Origin of the sequence: Mesorhizobium sp. M5C.F.Cr.IN.023.01.1.1 (assembly GCF_003997585.1) — a bacterium.
Classification (GTDB): Bacteria; Pseudomonadota; Alphaproteobacteria; order Rhizobiales; family Rhizobiaceae; genus Mesorhizobium; species Mesorhizobium wenxiniae.
In genome coordinates this window covers 1-25,592 of record NZ_RZSU01000052.1, presented here as the reverse complement: position 1 = coordinate 25,592, position 25,592 = coordinate 1, and the positions used below count along the sequence as shown (strand labels likewise).

Sequence of the window (25,592 nt, the reverse complement as noted above, 5' to 3'; positions counted from 1 at the left end):
ACGGTTATCGGTGCGGCTCAGCCTTGCCGCTGGTTGCTTCGGCAAACTCATTGTCACGATCTTCAAGTGCGGCGCGCAAACGTGCCACCGATTGGTCCCTGCATGTCAGTGTTATAGCGCTGGACTGCGGCAGCGCGTCCCCTTGGCCGATTTTCATGAGAACCGCCGCGCCCTCTTCAATATCGTCGAAGGCGCAACGATGAACCGGATATTTAAGATGTGACGCAATGGTATCAACATTCGATCCCCGCCGCACAATGACTTGTTTGCCAAGCTGCATGGCGCGTCCGAACAGTCCGGAAGACGAATCATAGGACGGATGGTAGCAAGCCCATAGACACGTAGCACACCGCTTCGCTGAGAGAACTTCGTCATCGGTCAGATAACGGTCAATCACCAAGCCGCCGGCCTCGCTCGCTAGTTCCGCGGACCGTCTCTGATCTTCCGGAATCTTGCCCGCAACGACAATCATTAGACGGTCCATGATGGCGGGCCTGGCCCGCAGAATTTCAGCCAGAAACGGAAACCCCTTGAGGAAGGACGGTCCGCCAAGGAACAAGAGAATGGGGCGACCCCGGGCCTTCCGTTTCAAGTCCTGCGCGAGGGCGCTATCGGGCCAATCGGAGTTCTCTATCCTCTTGTCTAAATCCCAAAACTGCGGATCGTAAATCCAGTCGTCCGCCACGCTCGCGAACCGTTTATCGAGATAGAAGGGCAGGATCGAGAGCAAGGTCACGCTTCGTAGCCGCTTGAGAAAGCGAAAAGCGTGGCGCCGCACCGTGGAATTAATGAAGCCCTGGATGAAGCAGCGTCGCGGACTCATGAAAATCGCGACCGTATGGCGACCGAGGATGGCGCGTAGTATGGCTACGGCAAAAAAGAACGCATTGTCGTCCTCAAGCGTGGCAAACAGCACTTTGTCCGCAGCCAGAAGCGTCCTCAAAGTAGAAACGCCGCGAGGTTTGATCAGTCGTGCGAGCCCTGTGACACCAGACAGGGTCTCGACATAAGATTCGCGGTGCCCAACGGGCGAGCCCACGGTAACGTAACCTCGCACGACGGCTCCATCTTCGGAGGGTGGGATACTCGATCTCATTTTGTTGTTCTAGACTGTCTGCCGCCAATCCAGATCGGTGGAGTCTCGCCCGTGCCTCGCACCCAGTCACATGCCATCTGCTGCAATCTGCCGTGCATATTCCCTAACCGGCCGCCTTAAAGTCGATGGTCAAGACCAGGTCGTCCCGGAAAGCTGCGTTGAAGATCAAATTTCCCGTCCCAGATCGCCGGCATGCCACCAAGGTAGACCGCCCACATGGAAAACGTCGAGCGGGAAGCGACAACCACGCGCGCCCGTGACAGATTGTGGATCGCCGTCAGCGCATTGCTGCTCGGATCAATCACAAGATCCCGCATACCCAGTTCGCGCGTGATGAGGTCCACGTTGCCATCCGTGAAAAGCGTAATTCGCGGCGTCGCAGTATCAAGGAGCCGTCGTGCTTCTTCGAGCGCAGCCCGATACCACGAGAAGGGCAACCGGACATTATTGCCTCCCTGATCGCTATCAGACTGTGCGAAATCACCGAGCCGGATATGAAGCCCGATGTCATAGCCGTCGTCCATTGCTCCGACGCTGTGGACCGTATCCTGAAGCCAGGCTGACACAATTTCGCTGTGACCGGCGAGGTCATGAAAATAACGCTTTAGACCCGAATAGCGCACCGTAACGCCGGTCTCGCCGCGATAGGCACCTTCGTCGACTTTCGAGCACCATTGAGCTAGCGCCCAATCGCTCCACTCAACCCCTGTGCGGTTGCGTATCACGCTGCCGTATGTTCGCGTGTCCCGCTCGCCACGGAGGAACGTTCCAAATTTCAGCTGCCTCAGTGTCGGATATACGAAGGTGCCGCCGTGAACTTTCTGCCCGATCAACGCGCGAGCGATCGGAAAGAGAAGATTGCCTAGCCCCGGCCCAGGAGAGCGAATGACACCCATGTCCCACCGACTAAGAACCGGCAGATGCCAGGGGCCTCCTCTCGCCCGTTCATTGTTGCACGCCAATCTAGCCAAGCTTTCGGACGACCAAAAACTGATCATTGAGGACGGAAAGTCTCCATTGTGTTTCCGGCAGCAGGGTTTCCAGTTTTTGGATCACTTCCGACTTCCTTGGCCATCCTGGCTCGACGCCAAAGAGTCGGAAATCATCGACCACAATTGCAACGAAATTTGAAATGAAAGGGGCGATGAGATCGAGTTCCTTCAACACCGGCTCCGGCTCGTCGCCCTGTCCCGTTTCGCCACCGCTGAAATGACCGTCAAGGAAGATAAGGGCCCTGTCCACCCGTGTAGCAATTTCCGGCAGCAGCTTGGAACCGTCGCCGAGCAACAATTCCACATTCTTCCGTGCCGCACAGCGCCGGGCGGCCTGACGATATAGTGCTTCGTCAATTTCGACTGAGACCACCTTCTCGAATAGGTAAGAAAGCCGTTTCGTCGTGACACCCTTGTAGGAGCCGATTTCCACAGCCGTCGTCGCACCTGTCATGTCCCTGCACGTTTTCAAATTGTGCAGCTTCGTCAGCGAATGCGGGACAAACTGTCGGTTGCGCAGCTTCGCAACGAGGTCAAAAACATAACCTGCTATCGGTTCTAGAATGGTCTTTGGATCATTCATCGGATAGGCTTTTCTTCATATCTTCGTTGCCATCCTGTTTCGAAACAAACTGCCCCAATTTCCGCGCAGGTTTCGCGACGAGCGCGTAGTCGATCATTCCTGATTTCAGCCATCGCCGGCGGGATGTCAGCGCTTCCAAATTGTGACGAATGTGAGACACAAGACCAGATGTGCTCCTCCCTCCTTGGAGCATGTCGATCATCACGTGGCCGATCACATCGGAGCGAAAATGGTTGAGTTCCACGGCCCTCAGCATCCAGTCATAGTCAGAGGCGGTGGCCAGAGACAGGTCAAATTCTCCCACTCGTTCGGCAACCACGCGCCTGACGTAAAACGTCGGGTGGGCCGGCATCCAGCCTGTCCGAAAACCTTTAGCTGGCCTGGGGGCGGCACGCCAACGCCGTACGACCCGCTTGTTGAGATGGTTTTCAACAAAATCCAGATCGCCATGCACGATGTCGGCCTGTTCAAGTCCTGCCGAAATTCGCGTCAGCACAGTATGGTCATGGAAACAATCGTCGGAATTCAGCACGCCTACTGCGGCTCCGGTGTAGAGACGCAATCCTTTGTTCAAGGCATCATACATTCCGCGGTCGGGCTCGCTGACGAACTGAATCTGGTCCTGCGGATACGACCGGACGATTGTCAGCGTTTCGTCCGATGACCCGCCATCGACGACCACCAGCTCTTTGTCCTGATGATCCTGGGCAAAGAAGCTATCGACCGTATGCCTGATTGTTGCGGCCGAGTTCCAGCAGACCGTCAAAACCGAGATTCTCATGTCAACTCGGTCCAACGTTCCTTACTGTGCCGCAACGCGAATGCGATCCTCGTCCAAGCGCCGGTGCTCGGATTCCCGTCTTACCGTTTCGAGATCGGACTGGACCATTTCCTGGACCATTGTAGCTAGGGAGGTTGTTGCCTTCCACCCGAGAACGCGCTCCGCTTTCGAGGGGTCGCCGATCAGAAGCTCTACTTCGGTCGGCCTGAAGTACCGCGGATCCACCTCGACCAGAACGGCGCCGGATCTTGCATCGATGCCTTTTTCGTCGATGCCGGAACCGACCCATTGGATCTCGGTCCCAACTTCGCTGAATGCAAGCTCGACAAAACGGCGGACCGAGTTCTTTACTCCGGTTGCCAGGACATAATCGTCGGGCACGTCCTGCTGAAGGATCCTCCACATGCCCTCGACATAGTCGCGGGCATGACCCCAATCTCGCTCGGCAGACAGATTGCCGAGGTAGAGTTTGTCCTGAAGGCCCAGGCTGATCGCGGCAGCTGCGCGCGTGATCTTACGCGTCACAAATGTCTCGCCGCGCATCGGACTCTCGTGATTGAACAGGATGCCGTTGGACGCGTGAATGCCATAGGCCTCGCGGTAATTTACCGCAATCCAGTAGGCATAGATCTTTGCTGCCGCATAAGGCGATCGCGGATAGAAGGGCGTCGTTTCCTTTTGCGGGATCTCCTGCACCTTCCCGTAGAGTTCGGATGTCGATGCCTGATAGAAACGTGTCTTCTTTGTCAGGCCGAGCAGCCGGATGGCCTCGAGAAGGCGTAGCGTGCCTATCGCGTCTGCATTCGCCGTATATTCGGCGGTCTCGAAGCTCACCTGAACATGCGATTGTGCTGCGAGATTGTAGATCTCGTCTGGCTGCACTTCCTGGACGATGCGGATGAGGTTCGTGGCATCAGTCATGTCGCCATAATGCAGCGACAGCCTTACGTCCTTCTCATGCGGATCCTGATAGAGATTATCGATGCGACCGGTGTTGAATGACGACGAACGCCGCTTGATGCCATGGACGTCATAGCCCTTTGCCAGCAGAAGTTCCGCCAGATAGGCGCCATCCTGGCCAGTGATACCGGTTATGAGTGCGATCTTCCTGGTCATTGTGCTTCTCCGGCGATTTCTGGAAGGCGATTGTGAGTGTCTGCCAAGCGAATAATATGATCCTCCCGCAATCAGTAAGCCTCTTCGGCTCTAGCGAGCACCAAATCCTGTCAGCATGGTTCGGATCGTACGAAACACAATCAGCACGTCGAGCCAAGGCGAAAAATTCTTGATGTAGTAGAAGTCGTAGTGAAGTTTTTCCAGAACGTCGTCCACCGCCGCAACATGGCCCTGATTGACTTGCGCCCATCCCGTAATGCCAGGCCGGACGATGTGCCGATATCGGTAGAATGGCAGCTCAGCCTCGTACCATTTCGACAGCACGAGTGCCTCCGGCCGCGGTCCGATCCAGCTCATTTCGCCGCGCAGGATGTTGAAGGCTTGTGGCAATTCGTCGATCCTGGATTTTCTCAGGAACTGCCCAAGGCGCGTAATGCGCGCATCGCCGGCCTTTGTGATGGCCTCTTCCTTCTCATCGCCAATAGCAGCGCTGAGTTTCATCGTCCGAAATTTGTAGACCTCATAGATATTTCCTCGGTACCCCATTCTTTTTTGCCTAAAAAAGGCCGGGCCAACTGAGTCGAGCTTTATTGCTATCGCCACGAATAAAAGCAATGGTGAGAAAACCGCAAGGATAAACAACGCTGAAAGCCAATCAATAGCCTGCTTTATTTTCAAATAGGCTTGGTTTGGATTCAAAGATCCCAAAGTATTTTCAGAAAGATGTTCTATTTCCACTCGACCTGTGAGCGACTCACTGATTTGTTTGACGTGGTAAACCGGCGTTCCCGAGAGCGCGCGGTCGGCGATATACCGTTCCCATTCATCCGAAAGATCGGCTCGAAGATCGGCCACCACACCGCTCGCAAATTCGACAATCGTCTCGGGCGACTGAATCCGGTGCCAACTGACGCCCGGTATGCTTTCCAGCCTATCGACATCTCCGCCGGGGATTACTGCCAACCGGTATGGGTCGAGCCGTCGCGTGGCCAAGCTCAGACCGAAATACCACAATGTCGACTGAAAGAAACTCGCAGCGGCCTGGAACCGGCTATAGTCGAACCTGAAAAAAAAGATGGTCACGAACACGAGGCCATAGGTCAGGGCGAAGGTGGGTAAGATGTAGCCAGCCGCCGCCACACCCGGAAAATTGCCGATGCGCTTGTAAAGTAAATAACCCGCCGTATGAGCGATGAATGCCGCGACAATTGTAACCTGCATATTTGATTGCAAGATTACTTGTTGGTCGAACGACATGCGGACCAGCGCGGGGACCAAGATCGCGAACGTCAGCCCACCAAGCAACTGAAAGCGCATCCGAAGCAGAAGATGCCTTTGGTTAGGAAGGTTGATGGTGGTGGTGTTCAAGTTCGTCAGGTCGCTCTCTGGGGGGTTGCCGATAAATAAGCCAGGAATTCTCAGATGTTCAACGCAAACCGCTGAGATTGATTATCAGGCTCAGTATTCCACGCGCGCGATAGGCAGCCTGACAAACCACGATCTGGCCCCAGCGCCTGAATGAACACCAAGCTGCGGCAGCGCCATTCGTATGCTTCGGCTCCAACTATGGCTACCGCACTCCCGGGTGAAACCCGAGAGCCGACCTTGCAACAGCTTGCATCGCATAACCGAGCGTCAATTACGGTTATGCGATCGCGACGAGTTCCCTCGAGTCCATGTCAACAGGGATCTCGCCATTCATGATGGCAACCAGCACTCGGGCCCTTCCGGCTGGATCGAGCCGGTCAAGGCGACCGATCATCTCCGCGAAAGGACCTGAAAGAATCCGAACCGATGCGCCCGCAGCGAGGCCTCCGCTGAAGTCAAGCAGGCCGTCACGGCCAGTCAGAGCTATGAACCGCTCCACCAACCCCGAGGGGACCGGCAGTGGCCGTTCGCCCTGCATGATGAGTGAGCGCACGCCGAACGTTCCATTGACCGAGCGCCACCGCTGCAGCGCGACATCGAGGGCGATGAACATATAACCTGGAAAATAGGCCGCCGGTCGCGTCTCGATGCGCCGGGCATGACGTGTGGTCTTCTCGCGGCGAGGTACAAACGGTTGAAACCCCTGCATCCGGAGATGCCGTTCGGCGACGTCTTCTTTTCCCGGAAACACGCTGGCGGCATACCAGCGTGCTGCGGTGCCGGTTGCGGGCCGCTGCGGCGATACAGTCGCCTTAACAGTTGTTTTTTCCGGGGTGATCACAAGTATCCTTCTCGGCGGTCTTTGGCACGGTCGGGCAAGCGTTACGACAGCGCGAAGATACCAGCAAGCAACCATGTCGTGAGAATCGATGCGGTTGATCGAATCCTGCTAATTGTCCACTACTTTAGCTGCGCCTAAAAGTCATCGCGCCGCTTTCTTTTTTAGCTATCCAGCAGCGGTATCGAGCAATTGCTCCGATATGTAGCTGCTTGATTACGCTCGCTCGCGACGAATCGCCGGCTGTTCTGGTGCTTAATCGGTCGATTTGAACATAGTGTGACGATATCGTTAGCAATGCGTTACGGAGCAGAAGCCGAACCAATTGGCGTTTCTGTCCAGCCGTTCATTGATCGTCGTCGTCACGCCGGCGAGCGTAGACGAAAGTCCGACAGGCCGTCGCTGAAACAGGACCACCCAATCACACGCCTGTGGTTGCGTGGACTCGATCAGTGCCGCCCCCAATCCATCGGCCGGAGTTCAGGAGCGTTTGAGCAGCGACCAGACGGCTGGAACAAGGCTCGCCGCCAGGCCGACCTTGATCAGGTCGCCGACGATGAAGGGCACGACGCCGAACTGCCATGATTTTTCCGGGCCGATGAGCAGCGCCAGCCAGGCAAAACCCATCGCCATCATGACGATTTCGGCAACCAGAATCGCGTTGAAGAGCTTGATCGGATGGCGGTCCCAACCGCGATCAGCGGCCCAACCGACGATCGCCGCCATGACCACGAAGCCGGCAAGATAGCCGCCGGTCGAGCCGAGCATGTAAGCGATGCCGATGCCCTTTTCCGGCGTGCCCTGGAAGACCGGGAGGCCCATGGCGCCCTCCGCCATGTAGAGAAGCAGCGTGGCAACACCGAGGCGCATGCCGAATGCTGCGGCGATCAGAAAGACGGCTAAGGTCTGCATCGAGATGTCGACCGGTCCGAGCAAAACTCTGGTCTTGGCCGACAAGGTCAGCACCAGCGTTCCGACGATCGCCAGCAAAAGCTGGGTCGCCAGGCGGGCCGCGCCCTTTTCAGGCAAAGCGAGAGAAACAAGCGGACGCATCGTCGTTGCAATTGCCATGGTCTTCCTCATATCGGACTGCCGCAGATCGCGGCCTTGCGTTTTCCTATATTGGCTTCCGTGTTATGCGGCAATCGGTTTTGCCGTCTCTAGAACAGAGCTGAACGACATTCGCCATGGTGCTGAAATTCGACACAGACTTCGACCCGTCCTACGGCCAGGGCGTGACCGTTGCGCCCGACGTGCTTCGGATTACCGCGAAAAATCCCAGCCCGTTCACCTTTCACGGCACCAACAGCTACATCGTCGGGCGCAAGACGCTGGCGGTGATCGATCCGGGGCCAGATGACGATGCGCATCTCAAGACACTGCTCGAGGTGATCGGAGACAGGCCGGTCAGCCACATATTTGTCAGCCACACGCATCGCGACCATTCTCCGCTTGCAGCGCGGCTGAAGCAGCACACCGGCGCAATTGTCCTGGCCGAAGGTCCACATCGGCTGGCCAGGCGGCTGCGCATAGGCGAGGTTAATCCGCTCGACGCCAGCGCCGACACCGCCTTTTATCCGGATATCGCGCTTCCCGACGATTCGATGGTCAAGGGCGACGGTTGGGCGATCAGGACGGTACTGACGCCGGGTCACGCTGCCAATCACGCGGCTTTTGCGCTGGAAGGAACCGGTGTCCTGTTCTCGGCCGATCACGTCATGGGTTGGGCGACCTCCATTGTTGCGCCGCCGGACGGCGCCATGGCCGACTATATGGCCTCGCTGGATCGGCTGATCGAGCGCGACGACCGCCTGCTGCTGCCCGGCCATGGCGGGCCGGTGACCGCGCCGCACAGCTTCATGCGCGAGTTGAAGACGCATCGCAGGATGCGCGAGCAAGCGATTCTGGAGCAGATCAGACGCGGCGACCGGACGATCAAGGACATGGTCAAGGCGATCTATCGCGATACCGATCCGCGCCTCCATGGCGCTGCCGGGTTGTCCGTGCTTGCCCATCTGGAGGATCTGGTGGCTCGTGGCCTGGTGAGCACCGACGGCGACCCGGCGATCGACGGCTTTTTCACTCCTATCATGTAAGCACTATTCGGCCGGGGCCGTGCCGACCTGGCCGGCGACTTCCTGATCCAGTTCGGCAAGGAAATCCACGATGCGGGCCGCATTGTCGCCAAGGTCGTAACGGCCATAACGGGAGGCCGAGCGCATGTCGACAATGACCGAATTGCCATCGTCGGTCACACGGATGGCGACATCGGCGGGAAGGCTGAGGACGAAGCTCTTGGCCAGGGCGTTGATCGTCATCTCGCTTTGCCCGACCGCACGGGGAACCGGCGCCGTAAGCTGCCAATCCCGACGATCGAGCACGGTTTCGACTGCTTCCAGGACCCGATCGAAGGGCAGATTGTAGCTGCGTCCGGTGACAAGCGGATAGGTTTCCGCCTGCAGGCGCTGCTCGCCCGGGGTCGGTGGCGAAAGCGCGTTCATTTCCCCGGTCCGGGTGCTGGTGTCGAGTACCGGCGGATCATCGAAATCCGTCGAGATGTCCCTTAGCGGCGGAGAAGTCGCTGCCCAGTAGGCGACAATGCAAAAAGGAGCAAGCACCAGCAGTGCCAGCACCGTGCCGACGGTGAGATCGCGACCGCCACGGTCGCCGAAATTCCACAGTCTCGAAAAGGCAAATCCGGCGAACAACAGCGCAAAGGCGGCAAGCAGCGCGACAATACCGAGCACCCAAAGGAAGGCCGGCGTTTCAACAAGCTCATATCGGTGGCCGACGAGGACGGTCAGGAGCAGGATCGCCGAAAAAGCGCCTGTCCGCCGCGACCAGCCGGCCGCCTTCGACGTCTGTCGCTCGGGAATTTCCATTGTTTTCTGCACTGCTCCACCCGAACGAGCGTTTAGCGCCGTTTAGCGGCGGCTTGGAAGAGAAAGACATCATCTCAGTTAATCCGTCGGCAGACGATAGTCCCTGAATTGCCGGCGCAAGGTGATCTTCTGGATCTTGCCGGTAGCGGTGTGGGGAATTTCGCCGACGAAGGCGACGTCATCCGGCATCCACCACTTCGCCACCTTGCCATCCATGAAAGCGAGGATATCCATCTTGGTCGGCTCCCGGCCCGGCTTGCGGACGACGACAAGCAACGGCCGTTCGCCCCATTTCGAATGCTGGATGCCGATGGCAGCCGCCTCCGCCACATCCGGATGACCGACCGCGAGATTCTCGAGCTCGATGGTCGAGATCCATTCGCCGCCCGACTTGATGACGTCCTTGGCGCGATCGGTGATCTGCATATAGCCGCTCGGGTCGATATGGGCGACATCGCCGGTATCGAACCAGCCTTCTTCATCGAACTGTTCGGATCCGATGCCGCCATAGTAGGCGCGCGCGACAGCCGGTCCGCGGACCTTCAAGCGTCCGAATGTCTTGCCGTCCCATGGCAGCGCGTTGTTGTCGTCGTCGGTCACCTTCATTTCGACGCCGAAGGGCGGATAGCCCTGCTTGCTCTGGACGTCGAGCCGGGCTTCGCCTTCAAGCCCGGCATAGCCGGGCTTCATTGTACACAGGGTGCCGAGCGGCGACATTTCGGTCATGCCCCATGCATGGATGACCTCAACATCGTAATTATCCTGGAACTTCGTTGTGATCGCACGCGGGCAGGACGAGCCGCCGATGACGACCCTCTTCAAATAGGGAAGTTCCTTGCCGGTCTCCTCCAGATGCTGGAGCAGCATCAGCCACACTGTCGGCACCGCGGCGCTGAACGTCACCTCTTCAGTGTCGAGCAACTCGTAGATCGAGGCGCCGTCCATCTTGCAGCCAGGCATGACCAGCTTGGCGCCGATCATCGGCGCGCTCTGGCCAAGACCCCAGGCGTTGGCGTGGAACATCGGCACGACCGGCAGTATTGTGTCGCGCGACGAGAGCCCCATCGCGTCGGGCATCGCGGCGATCATGGCGTGCAGCACGTTCGAGCGATGGCTGTAGAGGACGCCTTTCGGATCGCCTGTCGTGCCCGAGGTGTAGCACATGCCGGCGGCGGTGTTTTCATCGAACGTCTTCCAGGTGAAGGCGCCGTCGGCTTCGCAAAGCCATTCCTCATAGGCAACGACGTTCGGCAGCACCGTTTGCGGCATGTGCGCCTTGTCGGTCAGCACGATCACCTGCTTCAGCGATTTGACCGCGCTGGCGATCTTTTCAAGCAGCGGCATGAATGTCAGATCGACGAAGATCGCCTTGTCTTCGGCATTGTTCATGATCCAGACGATCTGCTCGGGAAAGAGGCGGGGATTCAGCGTGTGATAGATCGCGCCGACACCCATGATGCCGTACCAGGCTTCGATGTGGCGCGCCGTATTCCAGGCCAAAGTGGCGATGCGGTCGCCAAGCCCAAAGCCATCACGCTCGAGCCTCTCAGCGACGCGCAGGGCGCGGCGATGAATTTCGGCATAAGTGGTCCGGACGATAGGGCCCTCGATCGAGCGCGACACGATCTCGCGTTCGCCGTGCTGCCTGGCTGCGTTGTCGATTAGCTTGTGGCAAAGCAGCGGCCATTCCTGCATCAATCCGAGCATTCTTTCCTCCCATTAGTTTTTCGTTCCATTGTGGGACGAACAAGCGGATTGTCCAGCCATGACCGGGCAGAAGCAGCGCATTGGTCGAAAAGACAGGGAAAACCGCCACAATCCGGCCATCGTCGGCGTTAACTTTGATTAATTGGGCAGGGGTGCGATTGGCGAATGAAAGAGGTTCGCATGGACGCGCAGCTCGACGACAAAACTCTCGAAGATACGCTCGCCGAAAGCCTGGCCGATTTGGTGCCGGACGCCAAAACCGTTTCCGAGGACGAATTCGTCGAAGTTGTCGGCGGCGCGCTTGAGGCGGTCGGCGGCACGCTGCTGTTCAAGATGTGCGTTCAGAACGAAGGCGAAGGCCAGCACGTCGCCGCGGCTTGCGTCGGCGATGGCGGCAACCGCCAGTTCCTGCTTCTTACCTTGCCGACCGGCGGTGGTGCGCTCAAGGTCGAAACCGCGTCGAGAAGCACCAATCCGGTTGCCGGTATCGCCGCGGCCTATGCCGGGCTGTTGGATGCGTTTCAGGCTGCCGCCTGATCGGTCATCGACAAGGTCGATTTGCCGAGAGATCTGGCAACGCCAAATCGCGATGGTTTTTGAGTCCCGCATTCGACGGCGGCCTTGCGCGGCGCGCACGCCCGACACACCTTAAAGTGCGTCGCGCCAAAAGGACTTCACGCGACGCGCTTTAAGTTCTTATTTTTATACATCCCGTAATCCCAAGACCGCTGCGCATTTTGGGCGACATGCATTAGGTCGTGCAAGGAGAACCCGTCATGGACCAGATCGCTAATCCGTCACCCGGCTTTCAACGCAACCCGGGTAAAGTGATTACTGTCGAGCCCTATAGCGGAACTGTGACCGTACTTGCCGGCGACGCGGTCATCGCCTCGTCTAAGAGGGCCAAGGTGTTGACCGAATCCCCCTACCCCCGGGTCCTCTACATTCCATTCGAAGACATCGATTTCGACCAGCTTCGCAAGACGGAATTGTCGACGCATTGCCCCTACAAGGGCGATGCGAGCTATTGGAGCGTGCTGCCTGCCGCGGAAGCAGGCAAGGATGCGATGTGGGCCTATGAGCAGCCTTTCGACGAGATGATCGAAATCCGCGATCACGGCGCGTTCTATCCCAACAAGGTGACGATCGAAGCTACGCCGGACTGAGCAGGCGCGGTTTTCGAACGGCACCTCCCCTAACAATCAGTCCGTGGTGCCGTCATTGCCGAATTGTCGACATCGTTGAGCCGCACGAAGGTGAGCCCTCGCCCTTCAACGCCAGCAGACTCTGCACGACGCCTTCGCCGGCGGCATGGGTCGGCTGGTTGATATGAGCGATGATGACATCGTCAACCTTTGCCGCGGCGATGCGGCGAGCGGTTTCCTTCGCTCCCAGCAACGAACCGCCGTCGCCGTTTATCGAAAAGCCGGCGATCTTGAAGCCAAGCTTGCGTATCATGGCGATAGCCGACGGACTATGTTCGGCGGTTGCGCCGCGAAACCATTTCGGCGCCGGCTCGCCGATCCCGGCAAGGGCGGCGGCGCAAGTCAGGGGGGTACTAAATGAGCGGTAGACGATGACAACGCCAACACACAGAGGTGACGGTACAACCTATATTCGCTGGACCACGGCATGAGGGAGCGTTCGTACCAGGCGGCAATCAGCGCGGCCTGCAAGGAATTTATCGGTCGCTGTCCGGCATCCGCCGTAGTCATTGTAGTCGTCAAGGATCATGAGACCACCTGGGCTCAACACCTCCACGGTCCGTTCAAGACAGAGCTTGACTGGATCGTACCAATCGCAATCGAGATGGGCCAACGCTATTCTGCTTTTCGGATGAAAGTGCACCGTGTCTTCGAACAGACCCTTGTGAAAGACAATGCGTGCGCCATCGACCGGGACCCCAAAGTCCATGAAGCTGGTGCTCACCTTGTCGAACAGATCGCCTTGATACCCGTAGTAGGTGTCACCGCCAATACCCTTGGATCGTCCCGATCGGATGGTGTCGTAACGGGCCTTGGATTTTTCGTCGTCCTCTTCGGTCGGGCTCGGAATCATGCCAAACACGTCGTAGCCGTGGAAATGGCGGTCATCGTCGAGTTCGGACGCGATGTAGATTGCCGAGCCACCGAGTGCGATACCGTATTCGATGAAGTCGCCGGGGACCTTTTCACGCCTCACTTGCCTGATCGCATCGCGGAGGCTGATAAACTTCTCGTCCGAAAGGTACGTCAGCCGAGCGCGCTGCACCGAACTGGCGATGGCCGGCACTCTAAGCCTGTTCGCATTCTTCAGCAGGCGTCGGGTCAATCTTGTCAACATCGTGCGATGCTAGCCAGCAGCCTAGAGATTTGCAAGCGAGCGAACACGGCCTTGACGCGGAATAATCTGCAACGTCCGTTGCTGGCCCGGGTGGGTGCGAAGGCCGACAGCAGGGCAGAAACGATGTCGAGATTGGAGCTGTCACGCACGCGCTCGCGTGAACTTGTTTACAAAATCGTAATCTCGGATCGGGACGGCCAGGACCAATCGACATCGTCGATTGGTCCGAGAACCGTTAGCCGCGGTTGACCTTTGCAGCCTGTACCGCCGCCTGCGCGGCAGCCAGCCTGGCGATAGGCACGCGGTAGGGTGAGCACGACACGTAATCGAGGCCGACCTCCTCGCAGAAATGGATCGATGCCGGATCGCCGCCATGTTCGCCGCAAATGCCGAGCTTGATCTCCGGCCGCGTCGCCCTGCCTTTTTCGGCTGCCATCCGCACCAGTTCGCCGACGCCCTCAATGTCGAGCGACACGAACGGATCCTGCTCGATGATGCCCTTCTGGCGATAGGTCTCCAGGAACGAGGCCGCGTCGTCGCGTGAGATGCCGAAGGTGGTCTGGGTCAGATCGTTGGTGCCGAAAGAGAAGAATTCGGCCGCCTCGGCAATGACATGGGCGCGGAGCGCGGCGCGCGGCAGTTCGATCATCGTGCCGGTAAGATAGGTGATCTTGACGCCGGTCTCTTCCATCACGCTCTTGGCGACGGCGTCGATCCGCGCCTTGACGTAATCGAGCTCCTTCACCAGACCGACCAGCGGCACCATGATTTCCGGAACCACCAGCGCGCCGGCCTTCCTGCCGGCCTCGACGGCGGCCTCGAAAATGGCGCGCGCCTGCATCTCTGCGATTTCGGGATAAGAAACCGCAAGCCGGCAGCCGCGATGGCCAAGCATCGGGTTGAATTCGTGCAGGGCTTCGGTGCGCTGCCTGAGCTTGTCGGGCGACACGTTCATGGCGGCAGCGACTTCGGCCACCTCTTCCTCGGTCTTGGGCAGGAATTCGTGCAGCGGCGGATCAAGCAAGCGGATCGTCACCGGCAGGCCGGCCATGATCTCGAACAATTCGAGGAAATCCGAGCGCTGCATGGGCAAGAGTTTTGCGAGCGCCGTTCGCCGGCCCTTTTCCGTGTCGGCTAGGATCATCTCGCGCATGGCGACGATACGGTCGCCCTCGAAGAACATGTGCTCGGTGCGGCAAAGTCCGATGCCTTCGGCGCCGAAGGAACGCGCCATGCGCGCGTCGAGCGGCGTCTCGGCGTTGGTGCGCACCTTCATGCGACGTACGGCATCGGCCCATTCCATGATGGCGGCGAAATCGCCCGAGAGTTCCGGCTGCAGCATCGGTACGGCGCCCTTCAGCACCTGGCCGTTACCGCCATCGATGGTAATGATGTCGCCCTTGCGGAACGTCGACCCCATCGCCATCAGCGTGCCGGCTCTGTAGTCGACGCGCAGCGATCCCGCGCCCGACACACAAGGCTTGCCCATGCCGCGCGCCACCACAGCGGCGTGGCTGGTCATGCCGCCACGCGTGGTCAGGATGCCTTCCGCCGCATGCATACCGTGGATGTCCTCGGGACTGGTCTCGATGCGCACGAGGATCGCCTTGCGGCCTTGCGTCTTAAGCTCCTCGGCGTCGTTGGAGGAAAAGACGATCTCGCCGGTGGCTGCACCCGGAGATGCGGGCAGACCGATGCCGATCACATCGCGCGCCGCCTTCGGATCGATGGTCGGATGCAGCAACTGGTCGAGCGAGGCCGGATCGATGCGGGCGACGGCCTCCTCCTTTGAAATGAGCTTGTCCCGCGCCATGTCGACGGCGATTTTGAGCGCCGCCTTGGCGGTACGCTTGCCGGACCTCGTCTGCAGCATCCACAATTTGCCGCGCTCGATGGTGAATTCGAGATCCTGCATATCGCGGTAGTGCTTTTCCAGACGGTCGGAGATGGTGACGAAAGACTGGAAGGCTTCCGGCATCAGCTTCTGCAGCGACGGCTTGTCCGAGCCGGCGGCAATGCGCGCCGCCTCGGTGATGTTTTGCGGCGTGCGGATGCCGGCGACGACATCTTCGCCCTGCGCATTCACCAGGAACTCGCCATAGAGCATCTTTTCGCCGGTGGACGGATTGCGGGTGAAGGCGACGCCGGTGGCCGAGGTCTCGCCCATATTGCCGAAGACCATGGCCTGGACGTTGACCGCAGTGCCCCAGCTTTCGGGAATGTCGTGCAGGCGCCGATAAGTTATGGCGCGGTTGTTCATCCAGCTCGAAAACACGGCGCCGATCGCCCCCCAGAGCTGCTCGTGCGGATCCTGCGGAAACGGCTTGCCGAGTTCCTCCTCGACCTTGGCCTTGTAGAGTGCGATCACGCCCTGCCATTCGATGGCCGTCAGTTCGGTATCGAGTTCGTGGCCGAGCCCGCCCTTCTGGTCTTCGAGGATTTCTTCGAACACCTCATGGTCGAGGCCCATGACGACATCGGAATACATCTGAATGAAACGCCGGTAGCTGTCATAGGCAAAGCGCGCATCGCCTGAATCGGCGGCCAGCGCCTCGACCGTCTCGTCGTTCAGACCGAGATTGAGCACGGTGTCCATCATGCCGGGCATCGAAGCGCGGCCACCGGAACGCACCGACACCAAAAGCAGTTTCGAGGGATCGCCGAAACGGCGCCCGGTCAGCCGGCCGATGTGGTCAAGCGCAACCGCGACGTCCGCCTCCAGCGAGGCCGGGTACGTGCGGCCGTTGGCGTAGTAGGCGTTGCAGACCTCGGTGGTGATGGTGAACCCCGGCGGCACAGGCAGGCCCAGGCTGCACATTTCGGCCAGATTGGCGCCCTTGCCGCCCAGAAGGTTCCTGTCGCCGGCACGGCCTTCCGCAGCGCCGTCGCCAAAGGTGTAGACCCATTTGGTCATGCTTGCTCTCCGGTTGCAGGAGATTGAAAAGATTGGCGAAGCCGAAGTTTCGCCGTGTCCCATCCGAGCGATATGATGCTGCAGTGCGAAAGGCAAGCGTCGGCAAAGCCAGCCGGCTTCTACAATCGATTAAGAAAAAGCGATGGCAAAAAGACTTGCGGCTCGGCGCCCACTTGAGTAGAACATAACAGGAACCAAGGGGGGGGGGGTAACATTGTGAAACTGACCGGAAAACTCGATTATCTGGAAATGCCGGCAATTGGTGGAACGCTGGATAGGCTCAAGGCTTTCTACAGCGCCGCCTTTTCCTGGTCGTTTACCGACCACGGGCCGACCTATTCAGCCTTTTCGGAAGGTCTTGATGGAGGCTTCCAGGCTGATGCCGGGGAAGCGCCCGCCAAGCCGCTTCCCGTGCTTTATTCCGAGGATTTGGAAGAAACCCTGGGCGCCGTCGAAAATGCCGGCGGCACGATCGTCAAGCCGATTTTCTCATTCCCCGGCGGCAGGCGGTTCCATTTCGTCGATCCGGCCGGCAATGAGATGGCCGTTTGGGGTGAATAGACGCCATCGCACGACAGCAGACGATGATATGCGAAGGCCAATCTGCGGGAACCGGTGGATCAGTCCCGCGCACTTGCTATTCTCGGCATTGAGCTTTCCGTCGGCTCGTCCTATAAGGCCGCGCGCAAAGCGGGCATGTTCCCGCTGTTGGGGCGTAGCCAAGTGGTAAGGCATCGGTTTTTGGTACCGACAATCCCAGGTTCGAATCCTGGCGCCCCAGCCAGTCATCTGATAATGAAACCAACAGCTTAGTTCACCTTTAAGACAACCGAGTCGTGCAGTTGTCGAGATAAGCAATAGTCCCATTATTTCGACAGCGTCTGTAGCTGCCAAAAAAGATAAATCTCATTGCGCCGTTCCCTGCGGTGATTCCAGCGTTCTCTCCGCCAGCGCATCGGCAACGGCCATTCAACTCAGGTCGACTATTTTAGATGCTTGGATCGTCACAACTGACTTGGTGCCACTGATCCATCCGCCGCTCGCGGCTGGCCTACCTGGGCCGAGTTCGGGGCATCCTCAGCCAGGAGCGTGGTCGGCCGCGGTCCAAATGGTGCATGACCGGGGTCACCATGACGCCATGCATTACAATTGAACTTAAAACGGCGAACCAGACGGTTACCCAAAGAAATGTCGCACCCTCGAATTCAGCCTGCCCAAGTGCAAATGCGAGGTAGTAGAACGATCCAAGGCCGCGTATTCCAAAAAAGCAATCTCGGCCTTTTCGCGTGCCGACGTCTGAAATCCGATCTGTCCGCGCCCTAAGGGCAGATCACTGTCAGCGGCGACCCGGCGGCCTACATGCGGAGGCGCTATCGCGGCTTATCCTTCTCGAAATCGGTAGCTAAAGCTCGAGCAGGATTGATCCGTCCGCCGCACATCAGTTCATTGGCCATATGATCATTAGCATCGGCACAGCAACGATGACGACGAGCAACGATAGCGGCAGTCCCAGACGTGGATAATCGCTGAAGCGGTAGCCGCCCGGCCCCATGACGAGCGTGTTGCACTGGTGGCCGATCGGGGTGAGAAAATCGCAGCCGGCGCCAATGGCGACCGCCATCAGAAATGCTTCCGGCCTGTAGCCGAGATCGCCAGCAAACTCGGCGGCGATAGGCGCCATGACAAGCACGGTGGCGGCATTGTTGAGGAATGGCGTAACGGCCATGGCGGCGACAAGGATTAGCGTCAGTGCGCCGGGCGCCGGAAGAATAGTTCCCAGTTTGGCAAGCTCGCCGGCAATTACGCCTGTCGCCCCCGTACTGCGTAGCGAATCGCTCACTGGAATGAGAACGGCGAGCATAAGAAGGATTGGACCATCCAGCGATTGGTAGACCTCCCGGACCGGGATGACCTTGAAAAGCACCATCCCGACCGCGGCCGCGAAGAAAGCGACGGAGACTGGGAGCAGCCCGAATGCAGTCGCCACCATAGCGAGAGCAAGGATCGTTACCGGCACGATACCCTTGCGCACGCTACCAAGCAGGATAGCCCTTTCTGCGAGCGGCAGGCAGCCGAGTTCACGCAGTATCTCGGGTATCGTGGCTGCATTTCCCTGCAACACGATGACGTCGCCGAGCCTTAGCTGGATTTCGGCCAGCCTGCGGTCGAGGCGCTCGCCGTGACGGCTGACGGCCAAAAGGTTGACATTGAAGCGGTCGTAAAGGGCAAGGCGCTGGGCTGACCAGCCGATCAAAGAGGAGCTTTCACCGATCACAGCTTCGATAGCTACCATCTCGCTGTTGGTGTCGTCACCACCGACCCTATCGCCCGTAACGCTGAGTTTGCCCTGGGAGACAAGGCGATCCAACGCCTCTGGGTCGCCCTCGAGCAGCAGAATGTCGTCCACCTTGAGGACAACGTCGGGCAGTGGCGTCATCCGCATCGTGCGGTTGCGCAGGATCGACGTCACGATAGCATCGCCGCCGGAAAGCTTAATGAGGTCTGCGACGGTTTTCCCGAGCACCGTGGAAGCGCTTACAATTCGGGCCTCTGTCAGGTAATTCTTGATGTTGATGGCTTCATTCAGCGACCCGCCGAGCTTTTCGCGCACCGGTAACAGCCAATAGAAAAGCAGCAGGAAGATCGTTCCGGCGGCGGCCAGGGCGGCTCCAACAGGTGTAAAGTCGAACATTGTGAAGGCGGTGCCGGTCAGTTCCTCCCGCACACGCGAGACAACGATATTGGGAGATGTCCCCACCTGCGTCATGAGTCCACCGAGCAGTGACCCGAACGCCATAGGCATCAGGAATATCGAGGGTGAAACGCTTGACCGGCGCGCGAACTGGAAGGCTATCGGGATCATGATAGCCAGCGCACCGATATTCTTTACAAAGGCAGACAGGATCGTGACCACGATAACCAGCAGCGCCAGTTGCGGCCGAACGCCCGATATGTTCGGAACAAAGCGCTTGATGGCAACTTCCATGATGCCCGAGCGGGCTATGCCGGCGCTCACCAGCAGCGCACTGCCAACAATGATCACGATGTCGTCGCTGAACCCGCTAAAGGCTTCGTCAAAAGGCACAATGCCAACCGCGAGTGCAAGCAACAGTGCCGCAGCTGCGACCAGGTCATATCGATACCGACCCCATACGAACGCTGCCATCATCACGAAGGTAACGGCGAACGACAGGATTTGCGGCGTAGTCATGTCTTCGGGTGCCCCGCCGCTACTGCGGCTGATCAGAACGGCCAACCCGCCCTTTAGTTGCTTTCGCTGATCACGGCTTTGCTAACACGCTTCTGAATGCTGAACTTCCATGCTTGCCAATAAGCCCGCGTCGAGCGACGTTCCTGGCTCTTGGCGGCCATGATCCTGGTAGCGTTGCATCAAGGTGCGCGATCGGTCAGCGCGCTCGCGCCCTCCTCCGCGGCGCAATGTGCGCAGCAGTAGATAATGTCATCCTGTTCAACGCCATGTCCGATGATCCGGCATCCGCAATGCGGACAGACCGGAGCAAGTTTTTGGATTGCGCATTCGAAGCTGTCGAACGTATAGGTTTCCGCGGCCACCTTCACTTCGAAAGCCTTGTCGTAGTCATTCCCACATTGATCGCATCTGGCCATAGTTCTTTTCCTCCTTCATTGGCGCAATCTCGACCAACCTGCTGCTTGGCGATAGGTTCCCGTCAGGATCATAGGTTCTTCCTAAGGAGGAGACGAGCGTTGGCCGGCATCACGCGCGCTGTTCGATCAAGCGGATCACCTCGTCGATGCCCCGCGGCTCGATGTCGAGTTCCTTCAGGCCTGGCGCGTCTATTGATGCCACATTGTCGTGACGCATAAGATCGACCTGGTTGCGCGTTATCGGGGCGGCCGGAAGGAATTCCGCGACGCCAGCCAATGCGTTCCACGCCGCAAACGGCAGCGGCATCAGCCTGATATGAGTATCGAGCTGTCGGGCGATCTCCCGAAGCAGTTCCTTATAGGTGTAGATGCGCGGGCCACCGAATTCGAATATCGATGAACCATTGTGGTTTCGCCCGTCGACCAGCCGGCTCACTGCTTCTGCGACGTCTGCCACATAGACCGGCTGAAGCCGTGTGCCACCATCGCCGAACAGCGGATAGACCGGCAGGAGACGTATCAGCCTCACAATCGTCGTGAGGAAAACGTCGTCAGGTCCTGTCATGACGGCGGGACGAACAATGAAGGCGCCGGGAAATGCGCTCGCCACCGCCTCTTCTCCGCGCCCACGTGCCCCAATATATTTCGAATCCGATTGAGGATCGGAGCCGATCCCCGAAATCTGAACGAACCGGTCTACCCCGCCATCGCGCGACGCAGCGGCGAGATCAGCGGCAGCTTTCACATGCACGCGTTCAAACGTCTGCGCGCCCTGCTCGACATAAAGACTGACAGCATTCACGATCGCCTGTGATCCGGCAATGGCCGAGCCGATCGAGGACGCATTCAATATATCCGCCTCGACGGCTTCGGGCATCCTTGCAGTCGAAGAAAAGACCGGGCCCACACGAGCCGGGTGGCGGGATGCGGCGCGGACCGTGAAGCCTCTTTCAAGGAGCCGCTTCACGATCCTGCGCCCGAGAAAGCCTGTTCCGCCGAACACAGTGGCGATCCGTTCCGTGTTGAGATCGTCAGGATCCATCGCCATCCCTTCTTCGCGTGCCGGCCAAGCGCCTGCCGCGGGGATTGCCCCTGGCCGGCGTATGAACCAGCCGTCGAACATCAGGACGGTTGGAGAACAACGCAGGAACGCTTTTTGTTCCAGTCAGCGCTGGGTTGAACGGGGGACGGCCGATGTCGCCATAGAAGGCGAGTGTTTGACGCTGAGTTGCTTTATCCGTGCTATCAAAACCGGTCGAGGCACTGCAGCATCGAAATTGACAAATCATCGCTTGCAAATCGGTCGCCGCTGTCTTTTGCTCGCGCGACAGTTGTCCCATGACTGTTGAATGGTTGGCGAACGGATGAACAAAATCGATCGGCGACGGCCAGAGTCTGAAGCGGACGCCACCGTAAATGCCGCGCGGCTTGGAACGCGGTTGCGCCTCGCCCGGCAGACACGGGGCATGACGCTGAAGACGCTGGCGACCGCTGCGAACTGCTCTGAAAGCCTTTTGTCCAAGATCGAGAACGGCAAGGCTTCGCCATCCCTGCCCATGCTTCACCGCCTGGTCGAAGTTCTGGGGACCAATATCGGCTGGATGTTCGAACAGGTCGACGACGACGAGGCGATCGTGTTCCGCGCAGGCGCGCGGCCATTGATCTCGCTCGACGCGCTGAGGCGCGGCGAGGGCATTTCGCTTGAGCGCATCATTCCGTATTCGCCTGGTCACCTGCTGCAGTGCAATATCCATCATATCGAGGCGGACGGCGAGAGCGAAGGTCCCATCCAGCATGTCGGCGAGGAAGTCGGCTATGTGCTCGCTGGCCGGATCAAGCTGATCGTCGATGGCAAGAGCCATGATCTCGCCACTGGCGATGCGTTCGTGTTCAGGTCGGAGCTGCCGCACCATTACCGCAACATCGGCAAGGAGAGAGCCAGCATTTTCTGGGTCAACACGCCGGCGACGTTCTGACGGGCTCAGAGATCAAATTCGTTGACAAGTATTCAAGTCTCTTGAATGTTGCCCCGTGCCTGTAGCACCAATGGGACCAGCCGAACAGGTTTGGCCCGCAAGCAAGGGGAACCGTAAATGCGTCCGTTCAAACTTCTCTTCCGTTGCGCCGCCGTCATCGCCATTTGCTCGACCGCGATGGGATCGGCGTTCGCCGATACGTTCGCTCTCGTCAACATCAACCAGCAGGCCCTGTTCTTCAACCAGATCAATGAGGGCGCGCAGAAGGCGGCCGACGCCGCAGGCGCCAAGCTGGTCATCTTCAATGCCAACAACGTGCCGAGCGCGCAAAATGACGCGATCGAGAACTACATCACACAGAAAGTCGACGGCATCATTTTAGTCGCCATCGACGTGAACGGCGTCAAGCCTGCAATCACCGCCGCGAAGGCGGCCGGCATCCCCGTGATCGCCATCGACGCGCAGATTCCCGACGGCGACAACGTTGCGTTCATCGGTGTCGACAACGCCAAGGCTGGCGAGGATATCGGCAAATTCTACGCCGACCATGTCAAATCGGAGATGGGCGGCACTGCCAAGATCGGCATTGTCGGCGCGCTTAATTCGTTCATCCAGAACCAGCGGCTCGACGGTTTCAAGAAGGCGGTCACTGACAGCGGCTTGGCGATCACCTTCCTCGACACGGTCAACGGCCAGAATGTTCAGGAGACCGCAATGAGCGCTTCGGAGAATTTGATGACCGCCAATCCGGACATGACGACGCTATATGCGACCGGCGAGCCGGCGTTGCTCGGCGCTGTTTCGGCCGTAACCAGCCAAGGCCGCACCGGCGACGTCAAGGTGTTCGGCTGGGACCTAACCAAGCAGGTCATTCAGGGCATTGACGATGGGTGGGTTGCAGCGGTCGTCCAGCAGGATCCGGCCGGCGAAGGCAAAGCCGCGGTCGAGGCATTGATCAAGCTCAAGAAGGGCGAAACGGTCGAGCCGATCATCAATATTCCGGTGACCATTGTAACCAAGGACAATGTCGAGCAATACCGCGCGATGTTCCAGTAAACTGCGTCGATGACCGGTCCGCGGCGCCGCTTGAGGCTACGCCGCGGACGCTTTGCAAATCCCGTGGGATTCAAGATGAGCAGTAGCGAGACCTATCGGGTGCGGATGAGCGGCATCTCAAAGCGCTACAACGCCATCCAGACGCTCGATGATGTGTCGCTGGTGCTGAAGCCGGGCGAGGTCCTGGGACTGGTCGGCGACAATGGCGCGGGAAAGTCGACATTGAGCAAGGTGCTGTCGGGGGCGGTGGTTCCCGATGCCGGCACGATCGAGATCGATGGCATGCCGGTGACCTTCAACTCGCCGGCGGATTCGCGTGCAGCGCGCGTCGAGATGGTCTATCAGGATCTGTCGCTCTGCGACACGGTCGATGTCGCCGGCAATCTCTTTCTCGGCCGTGAGCCGCGCCGCCGCATCGCCGGCATTTCCTTTCTCGACAAGAAGCGCATGCACGAACAGACGCGCCAGATGCTCGATCGACTCGGCATCGTTATCGCCGACACGCGGCTCAAGGTCGAGAACCTGTCCGGCGGACAGCGACAGTCGATCGCGATCGGCCGCGCCGCCTCGTTCGAGCCGTCCGTGCTGATTATGGATGAGCCGACGGCAGCGCTTGCCGTCGCCGAGGTCGAGGCTGTGCTCGACCTGATCCGCGCCGTGAGCGCCCGCGGCGTCAGCGTTATTCTGATCACCCACCGCCTTCAGGATCTGTTCCTCGTATGCGACCGCATTCAGGTCATGTACGAAGGACGCAACGTCGCCGAGCGGCTGATCGGCGAAACCAATATCGAAGATGTCGTCAACCTGATCGTGGGCCGCAAATTCAGCGCTCGTTCGGCCACCAACGCCTATCGCGATGGAGCGCCAGCATGAGCGACGTGAGTTCGACCCACTCCGCTCAGTCTCGAAGGGTTCGCGAAGGCACATGGCGAGATGCGGTGCTCGCCAATGGCAGTGTCGTGTCGATCGCGTTGTTCTTTCTTGTGGTTTGCGTCATCTTCTCGGTGACGACGAACGCATTTCTGACGTCGCCCAATCTGCTGAACATCCTGCGGCAGTCGGCCCCGCTGCTGATCGTCGCCGCAGCGATGACCTTCGTCATCACCACGGGCGGCATCGACCTTTCTGTCGGCTCCGTGCTGGCGCTGGTGGCAACGTTGTCGGCGACACTGCTGCAGCTGGGCCTGCCATGGCCGGTGGTCATCCTGGCCATGCTTGCGCTGGGTGCCTTGCTAGGCGCGGTGCAAGGCTATTTCGTTGCTTATGAGGGCATCCCGGCCTTCATCGTCACGCTTGCCGGGCTTTCGGTGATCCGTGGCGTGGCGCTGCTGATCACCGGCGGCTACTCGATCCCCATCGAGCCGGGAAGCCCTTTCACGGTGCTGGGCCGCGCCTGGTTTCTTGGCGTGCCGGCGCCTGCGCTGATCGCACTGGCGATCCTTGCGATTGCCTATATCGCCTTCAACGAGACGCCGTTCGGCCGCTACGTGACCGGCATTGGAGCCAACGCCGAAGCGGTTAGACGCGCCGGCGTCAACACGCGGCTAACGACGCTTTTCGTTTACGTGATTTCCGCCGCCGCGGCAGCACTTGCGGGGATCATCATTGCGGCCCGGCTCGGATCCGGATCGTCGAACGCCGGGCAAGGCTTTGAGCTCGAAGTGATCGCTGCCGTCGTGCTTGGCGGCACCAGCCTGTTCGGCGGCCGCGGAACGATTATCGGCACGGTGCTCGGCGCGCTTACCGTGGCCGTCATCGGCAACGGCCTGATCCTGGCGCATCTGTCGCCCTTCCTGACGCCGATCGTGACCGGAACGATCATCCTGATCGCCATCTGGCTGAACTTCCGCCTGTTCCGCGGCGCCGTACGGAGCCGTTGAGCCTATGAGTGATCTCTTCGATGACGCAGCTCCCAGGCAGCGGCTGGCGATCGGGGTCGAAACCGGCCAGGTGATGACCGTGCTCGGCCCCCTTCCGGTCGAAGAAATGGGCATTACCTTGATGCACGAGCACATCTTGCTCGATGGTGCGCGCAGCTGGAAATGTCCCTGTCATCCCGACGACCTGGCGCTCGCCGAGCAGCCGGTGAACATCGAGATCATCGGCGAACTGCGCATGAACCCTTACGCCAACCGCGACAATGTTTCGCTCGACGACAGCGACCTGGCGCTGTCTGAGCTGCAACGCTATCGCGCGCTGGGCGGCCACACCGTCGTCGACGCGACCAATATCGGCATCGGCCGCGAGCCGGAGAAGCTCGCCCGCATCAGCCGCATGTCCGGCCTGAAGATCGTCATGGGCACCGGCTTCTATCTCGAGCACACCCATCCCGAA

The 25,592-nt window shown here is 59.2% G+C and carries 22 protein-coding genes, 1 tRNA gene and 3 pseudogenes; 10 read left to right on the top strand and 16 right to left on the bottom strand.

Going from position 1 to position 25,592, the window contains the following annotated elements:
- Nucleotides 1-4 precede the first annotated feature (4 nt).
- The 8 genes and pseudogenes from EOA78_RS20560 to EOA78_RS20525 form a co-directional block, all read right to left on the bottom strand.
- Nucleotides 5-943 (bottom strand): glycosyltransferase, encoded by a 939-nt coding sequence (locus EOA78_RS20560; protein WP_127316719.1) that lies wholly within the window; start codon nucleotides 941-943, stop codon nucleotides 5-7.
- A 269-nt stretch (nucleotides 944-1,212) separates the two neighbouring features.
- Nucleotides 1,213-1,992 (bottom strand): hypothetical protein, encoded by a 780-nt coding sequence (locus EOA78_RS20555; protein ID WP_127316718.1) that lies wholly within the window; start codon nucleotides 1,990-1,992, stop codon nucleotides 1,213-1,215.
- Nucleotides 1,993-2,059: 67 nt separating this feature from the next.
- Entirely contained in the window at nucleotides 2,060-2,671 is a 612-nt protein-coding gene (locus EOA78_RS20550) for a class I SAM-dependent methyltransferase (protein ID WP_127316717.1), read from the bottom strand.
- On the bottom strand, nucleotides 2,664-3,452 hold the full coding sequence (locus EOA78_RS20545) for a glycosyltransferase family 2 protein (protein ID WP_127316716.1): 789 nt from the start codon (nucleotides 3,450-3,452) through the stop codon (nucleotides 2,664-2,666). The genes EOA78_RS20550 and EOA78_RS20545 overlap by 8 nt, the downstream gene beginning before the upstream one ends.
- Nucleotides 3,449-4,568: pseudogene (gmd, locus tag EOA78_RS20540) on the bottom strand (GDP-mannose 4,6-dehydratase). The gene EOA78_RS20545 and the pseudogene gmd overlap by 4 nt, the downstream one beginning before the upstream one ends.
- Before the next feature lie 90 nt (nucleotides 4,569-4,658).
- Nucleotides 4,659-5,936 carry a sugar transferase gene (locus EOA78_RS20535; RefSeq protein ID WP_245477619.1) on the bottom strand — a complete coding sequence of 426 codons (1,278 nt, stop codon included), beginning with the start codon at nucleotides 5,934-5,936 and terminating at the stop codon, nucleotides 4,659-4,661.
- A 277-nt stretch (nucleotides 5,937-6,213) separates the two neighbouring features.
- Complete coding sequence (locus EOA78_RS20530; protein WP_164783845.1) at nucleotides 6,214-6,777, bottom strand: transcription termination/antitermination NusG family protein; 564 nt, start codon at nucleotides 6,775-6,777, stop codon at nucleotides 6,214-6,216.
- A gap of 477 nt (nucleotides 6,778-7,254) precedes the next feature.
- Nucleotides 7,255-7,845 (bottom strand): biotin transporter BioY, encoded by a 591-nt coding sequence (locus tag EOA78_RS20525; protein WP_127316713.1) that lies wholly within the window; start codon nucleotides 7,843-7,845, stop codon nucleotides 7,255-7,257.
- A 116-nt stretch (nucleotides 7,846-7,961) separates the two neighbouring features.
- On the opposite strand from EOA78_RS20525, the gene EOA78_RS20520 reads away from it, so the two are divergent.
- Nucleotides 7,962-8,870 carry an MBL fold metallo-hydrolase gene (locus tag EOA78_RS20520; RefSeq protein ID WP_127316712.1) on the top strand — a complete coding sequence of 303 codons (909 nt, stop codon included), beginning with the start codon at nucleotides 7,962-7,964 and terminating at the stop codon, nucleotides 8,868-8,870.
- Nucleotides 8,871-8,873: 3 nt separating this feature from the next.
- On the opposite strand, the gene EOA78_RS20515 is transcribed toward EOA78_RS20520, so the two are convergent.
- Both EOA78_RS20515 and EOA78_RS20510 read right to left on the bottom strand, forming a co-directional pair.
- On the bottom strand, nucleotides 8,874-9,656 hold the full coding sequence (locus EOA78_RS20515; protein WP_127316711.1) for a DUF1499 domain-containing protein: 783 nt from the start codon (nucleotides 9,654-9,656) through the stop codon (nucleotides 8,874-8,876).
- A gap of 78 nt (nucleotides 9,657-9,734) precedes the next feature.
- Nucleotides 9,735-11,363, bottom strand: coding sequence for a fatty-acid--CoA ligase (locus EOA78_RS20510; RefSeq protein ID WP_127316710.1), 1,629 nt, complete (start codon nucleotides 11,361-11,363; stop codon nucleotides 9,735-9,737).
- Between the two features lie 180 nt (nucleotides 11,364-11,543).
- Between EOA78_RS20510 and EOA78_RS20505 the strand changes: the two genes are divergently transcribed.
- Nucleotides 11,544-11,900: a hypothetical protein gene (locus EOA78_RS20505; RefSeq protein WP_127211407.1), complete on the top strand. Its 357-nt coding sequence runs from the start codon at nucleotides 11,544-11,546 to the stop codon at nucleotides 11,898-11,900.
- Between the two features lie 239 nt (nucleotides 11,901-12,139).
- Nucleotides 12,140-12,529 carry a DUF427 domain-containing protein gene (locus EOA78_RS20500; protein WP_127316709.1) on the top strand — a complete coding sequence of 130 codons (390 nt, stop codon included), beginning with the start codon at nucleotides 12,140-12,142 and terminating at the stop codon, nucleotides 12,527-12,529.
- Nucleotides 12,530-12,565: 36 nt separating this feature from the next.
- On the opposite strand, the pseudogene EOA78_RS20495 reads toward EOA78_RS20500, so the two are convergent.
- The 3 genes and pseudogenes from EOA78_RS20495 to ppdK form a co-directional block, all read right to left on the bottom strand.
- A pseudogene (locus EOA78_RS20495) lies at nucleotides 12,566-12,905 on the bottom strand (polysaccharide deacetylase); the annotation flags it as partial.
- Between the two features lie 69 nt (nucleotides 12,906-12,974).
- Nucleotides 12,975-13,673: a TylF/MycF/NovP-related O-methyltransferase gene (locus EOA78_RS20490; protein WP_206533471.1), complete on the bottom strand. Its 699-nt coding sequence runs from the start codon at nucleotides 13,671-13,673 to the stop codon at nucleotides 12,975-12,977.
- A 247-nt stretch (nucleotides 13,674-13,920) separates the two neighbouring features.
- Nucleotides 13,921-16,599 carry a pyruvate, phosphate dikinase gene (gene ppdK, locus EOA78_RS20485; RefSeq protein WP_127316707.1) on the bottom strand — a complete coding sequence of 893 codons (2,679 nt, stop codon included), beginning with the start codon at nucleotides 16,597-16,599 and terminating at the stop codon, nucleotides 13,921-13,923.
- A 216-nt stretch (nucleotides 16,600-16,815) separates the two neighbouring features.
- On the opposite strand from ppdK, the gene EOA78_RS20480 reads away from it, so the two are divergent.
- Both EOA78_RS20480 and EOA78_RS20475 read left to right on the top strand, forming a co-directional pair.
- Complete coding sequence (locus tag EOA78_RS20480) at nucleotides 16,816-17,160, top strand: VOC family protein (RefSeq protein WP_127316706.1); 345 nt, start codon at nucleotides 16,816-16,818, stop codon at nucleotides 17,158-17,160.
- 148 nt (nucleotides 17,161-17,308) lie between these two features.
- A tRNA-Gln gene (locus EOA78_RS20475) sits at nucleotides 17,309-17,383 on the top strand.
- Between the two features lie 654 nt (nucleotides 17,384-18,037).
- Here EOA78_RS20475 and EOA78_RS20465 read toward each other — a convergent pair.
- The 3 genes from EOA78_RS20465 to EOA78_RS20455 all read right to left on the bottom strand — a co-directional run bounded on the left by EOA78_RS20465 (nucleotide 18,038) and on the right by EOA78_RS20455 (nucleotide 21,268).
- A complete protein-coding gene (locus EOA78_RS20465; protein WP_127316735.1) occupies nucleotides 18,038-19,810 on the bottom strand; it encodes an SLC13 family permease in 1,773 nt (590 codons plus the stop codon).
- A gap of 179 nt (nucleotides 19,811-19,989) precedes the next feature.
- On the bottom strand, nucleotides 19,990-20,178 hold the full coding sequence (locus EOA78_RS20460; RefSeq protein ID WP_245477617.1) for a hypothetical protein: 189 nt from the start codon (nucleotides 20,176-20,178) through the stop codon (nucleotides 19,990-19,992).
- Between the two features lie 157 nt (nucleotides 20,179-20,335).
- The gene (locus EOA78_RS20455; protein WP_245477615.1) at nucleotides 20,336-21,268 is read right to left on the bottom strand and encodes a complex I NDUFA9 subunit family protein; all 933 of its coding nucleotides are present in this window, start codon (nucleotides 21,266-21,268) and stop codon (nucleotides 20,336-20,338) included.
- Nucleotides 21,269-21,590: 322 nt separating this feature from the next.
- On the opposite strand from EOA78_RS20455, the gene EOA78_RS20450 reads away from it, so the two are divergent.
- From EOA78_RS20450 to EOA78_RS20430, 5 genes and pseudogenes are all read left to right on the top strand, one after another.
- The gene (locus EOA78_RS20450) at nucleotides 21,591-22,202 is read left to right on the top strand and encodes a cupin domain-containing protein (protein ID WP_095518422.1); all 612 of its coding nucleotides are present in this window, start codon (nucleotides 21,591-21,593) and stop codon (nucleotides 22,200-22,202) included.
- 117 nt (nucleotides 22,203-22,319) lie between these two features.
- The gene (locus EOA78_RS20445) at nucleotides 22,320-23,258 is read left to right on the top strand and encodes a substrate-binding domain-containing protein (protein ID WP_127316703.1); all 939 of its coding nucleotides are present in this window, start codon (nucleotides 22,320-22,322) and stop codon (nucleotides 23,256-23,258) included.
- Between the two features lie 75 nt (nucleotides 23,259-23,333).
- Entirely contained in the window at nucleotides 23,334-24,131 is a 798-nt protein-coding gene (locus EOA78_RS20440; RefSeq protein WP_127316702.1) for an ATP-binding cassette domain-containing protein, read from the top strand.
- Nucleotides 24,128-25,138: an ABC transporter permease gene (locus EOA78_RS20435; RefSeq protein ID WP_127316701.1), complete on the top strand. Its 1,011-nt coding sequence runs from the start codon at nucleotides 24,128-24,130 to the stop codon at nucleotides 25,136-25,138. Before EOA78_RS20440 ends, EOA78_RS20435 begins: the two co-directional genes overlap by 4 nt.
- A 4-nt stretch (nucleotides 25,139-25,142) precedes the next feature.
- Nucleotides 25,143-25,592: pseudogene (locus EOA78_RS20430) on the top strand (phosphotriesterase-related protein); the annotation flags it as partial.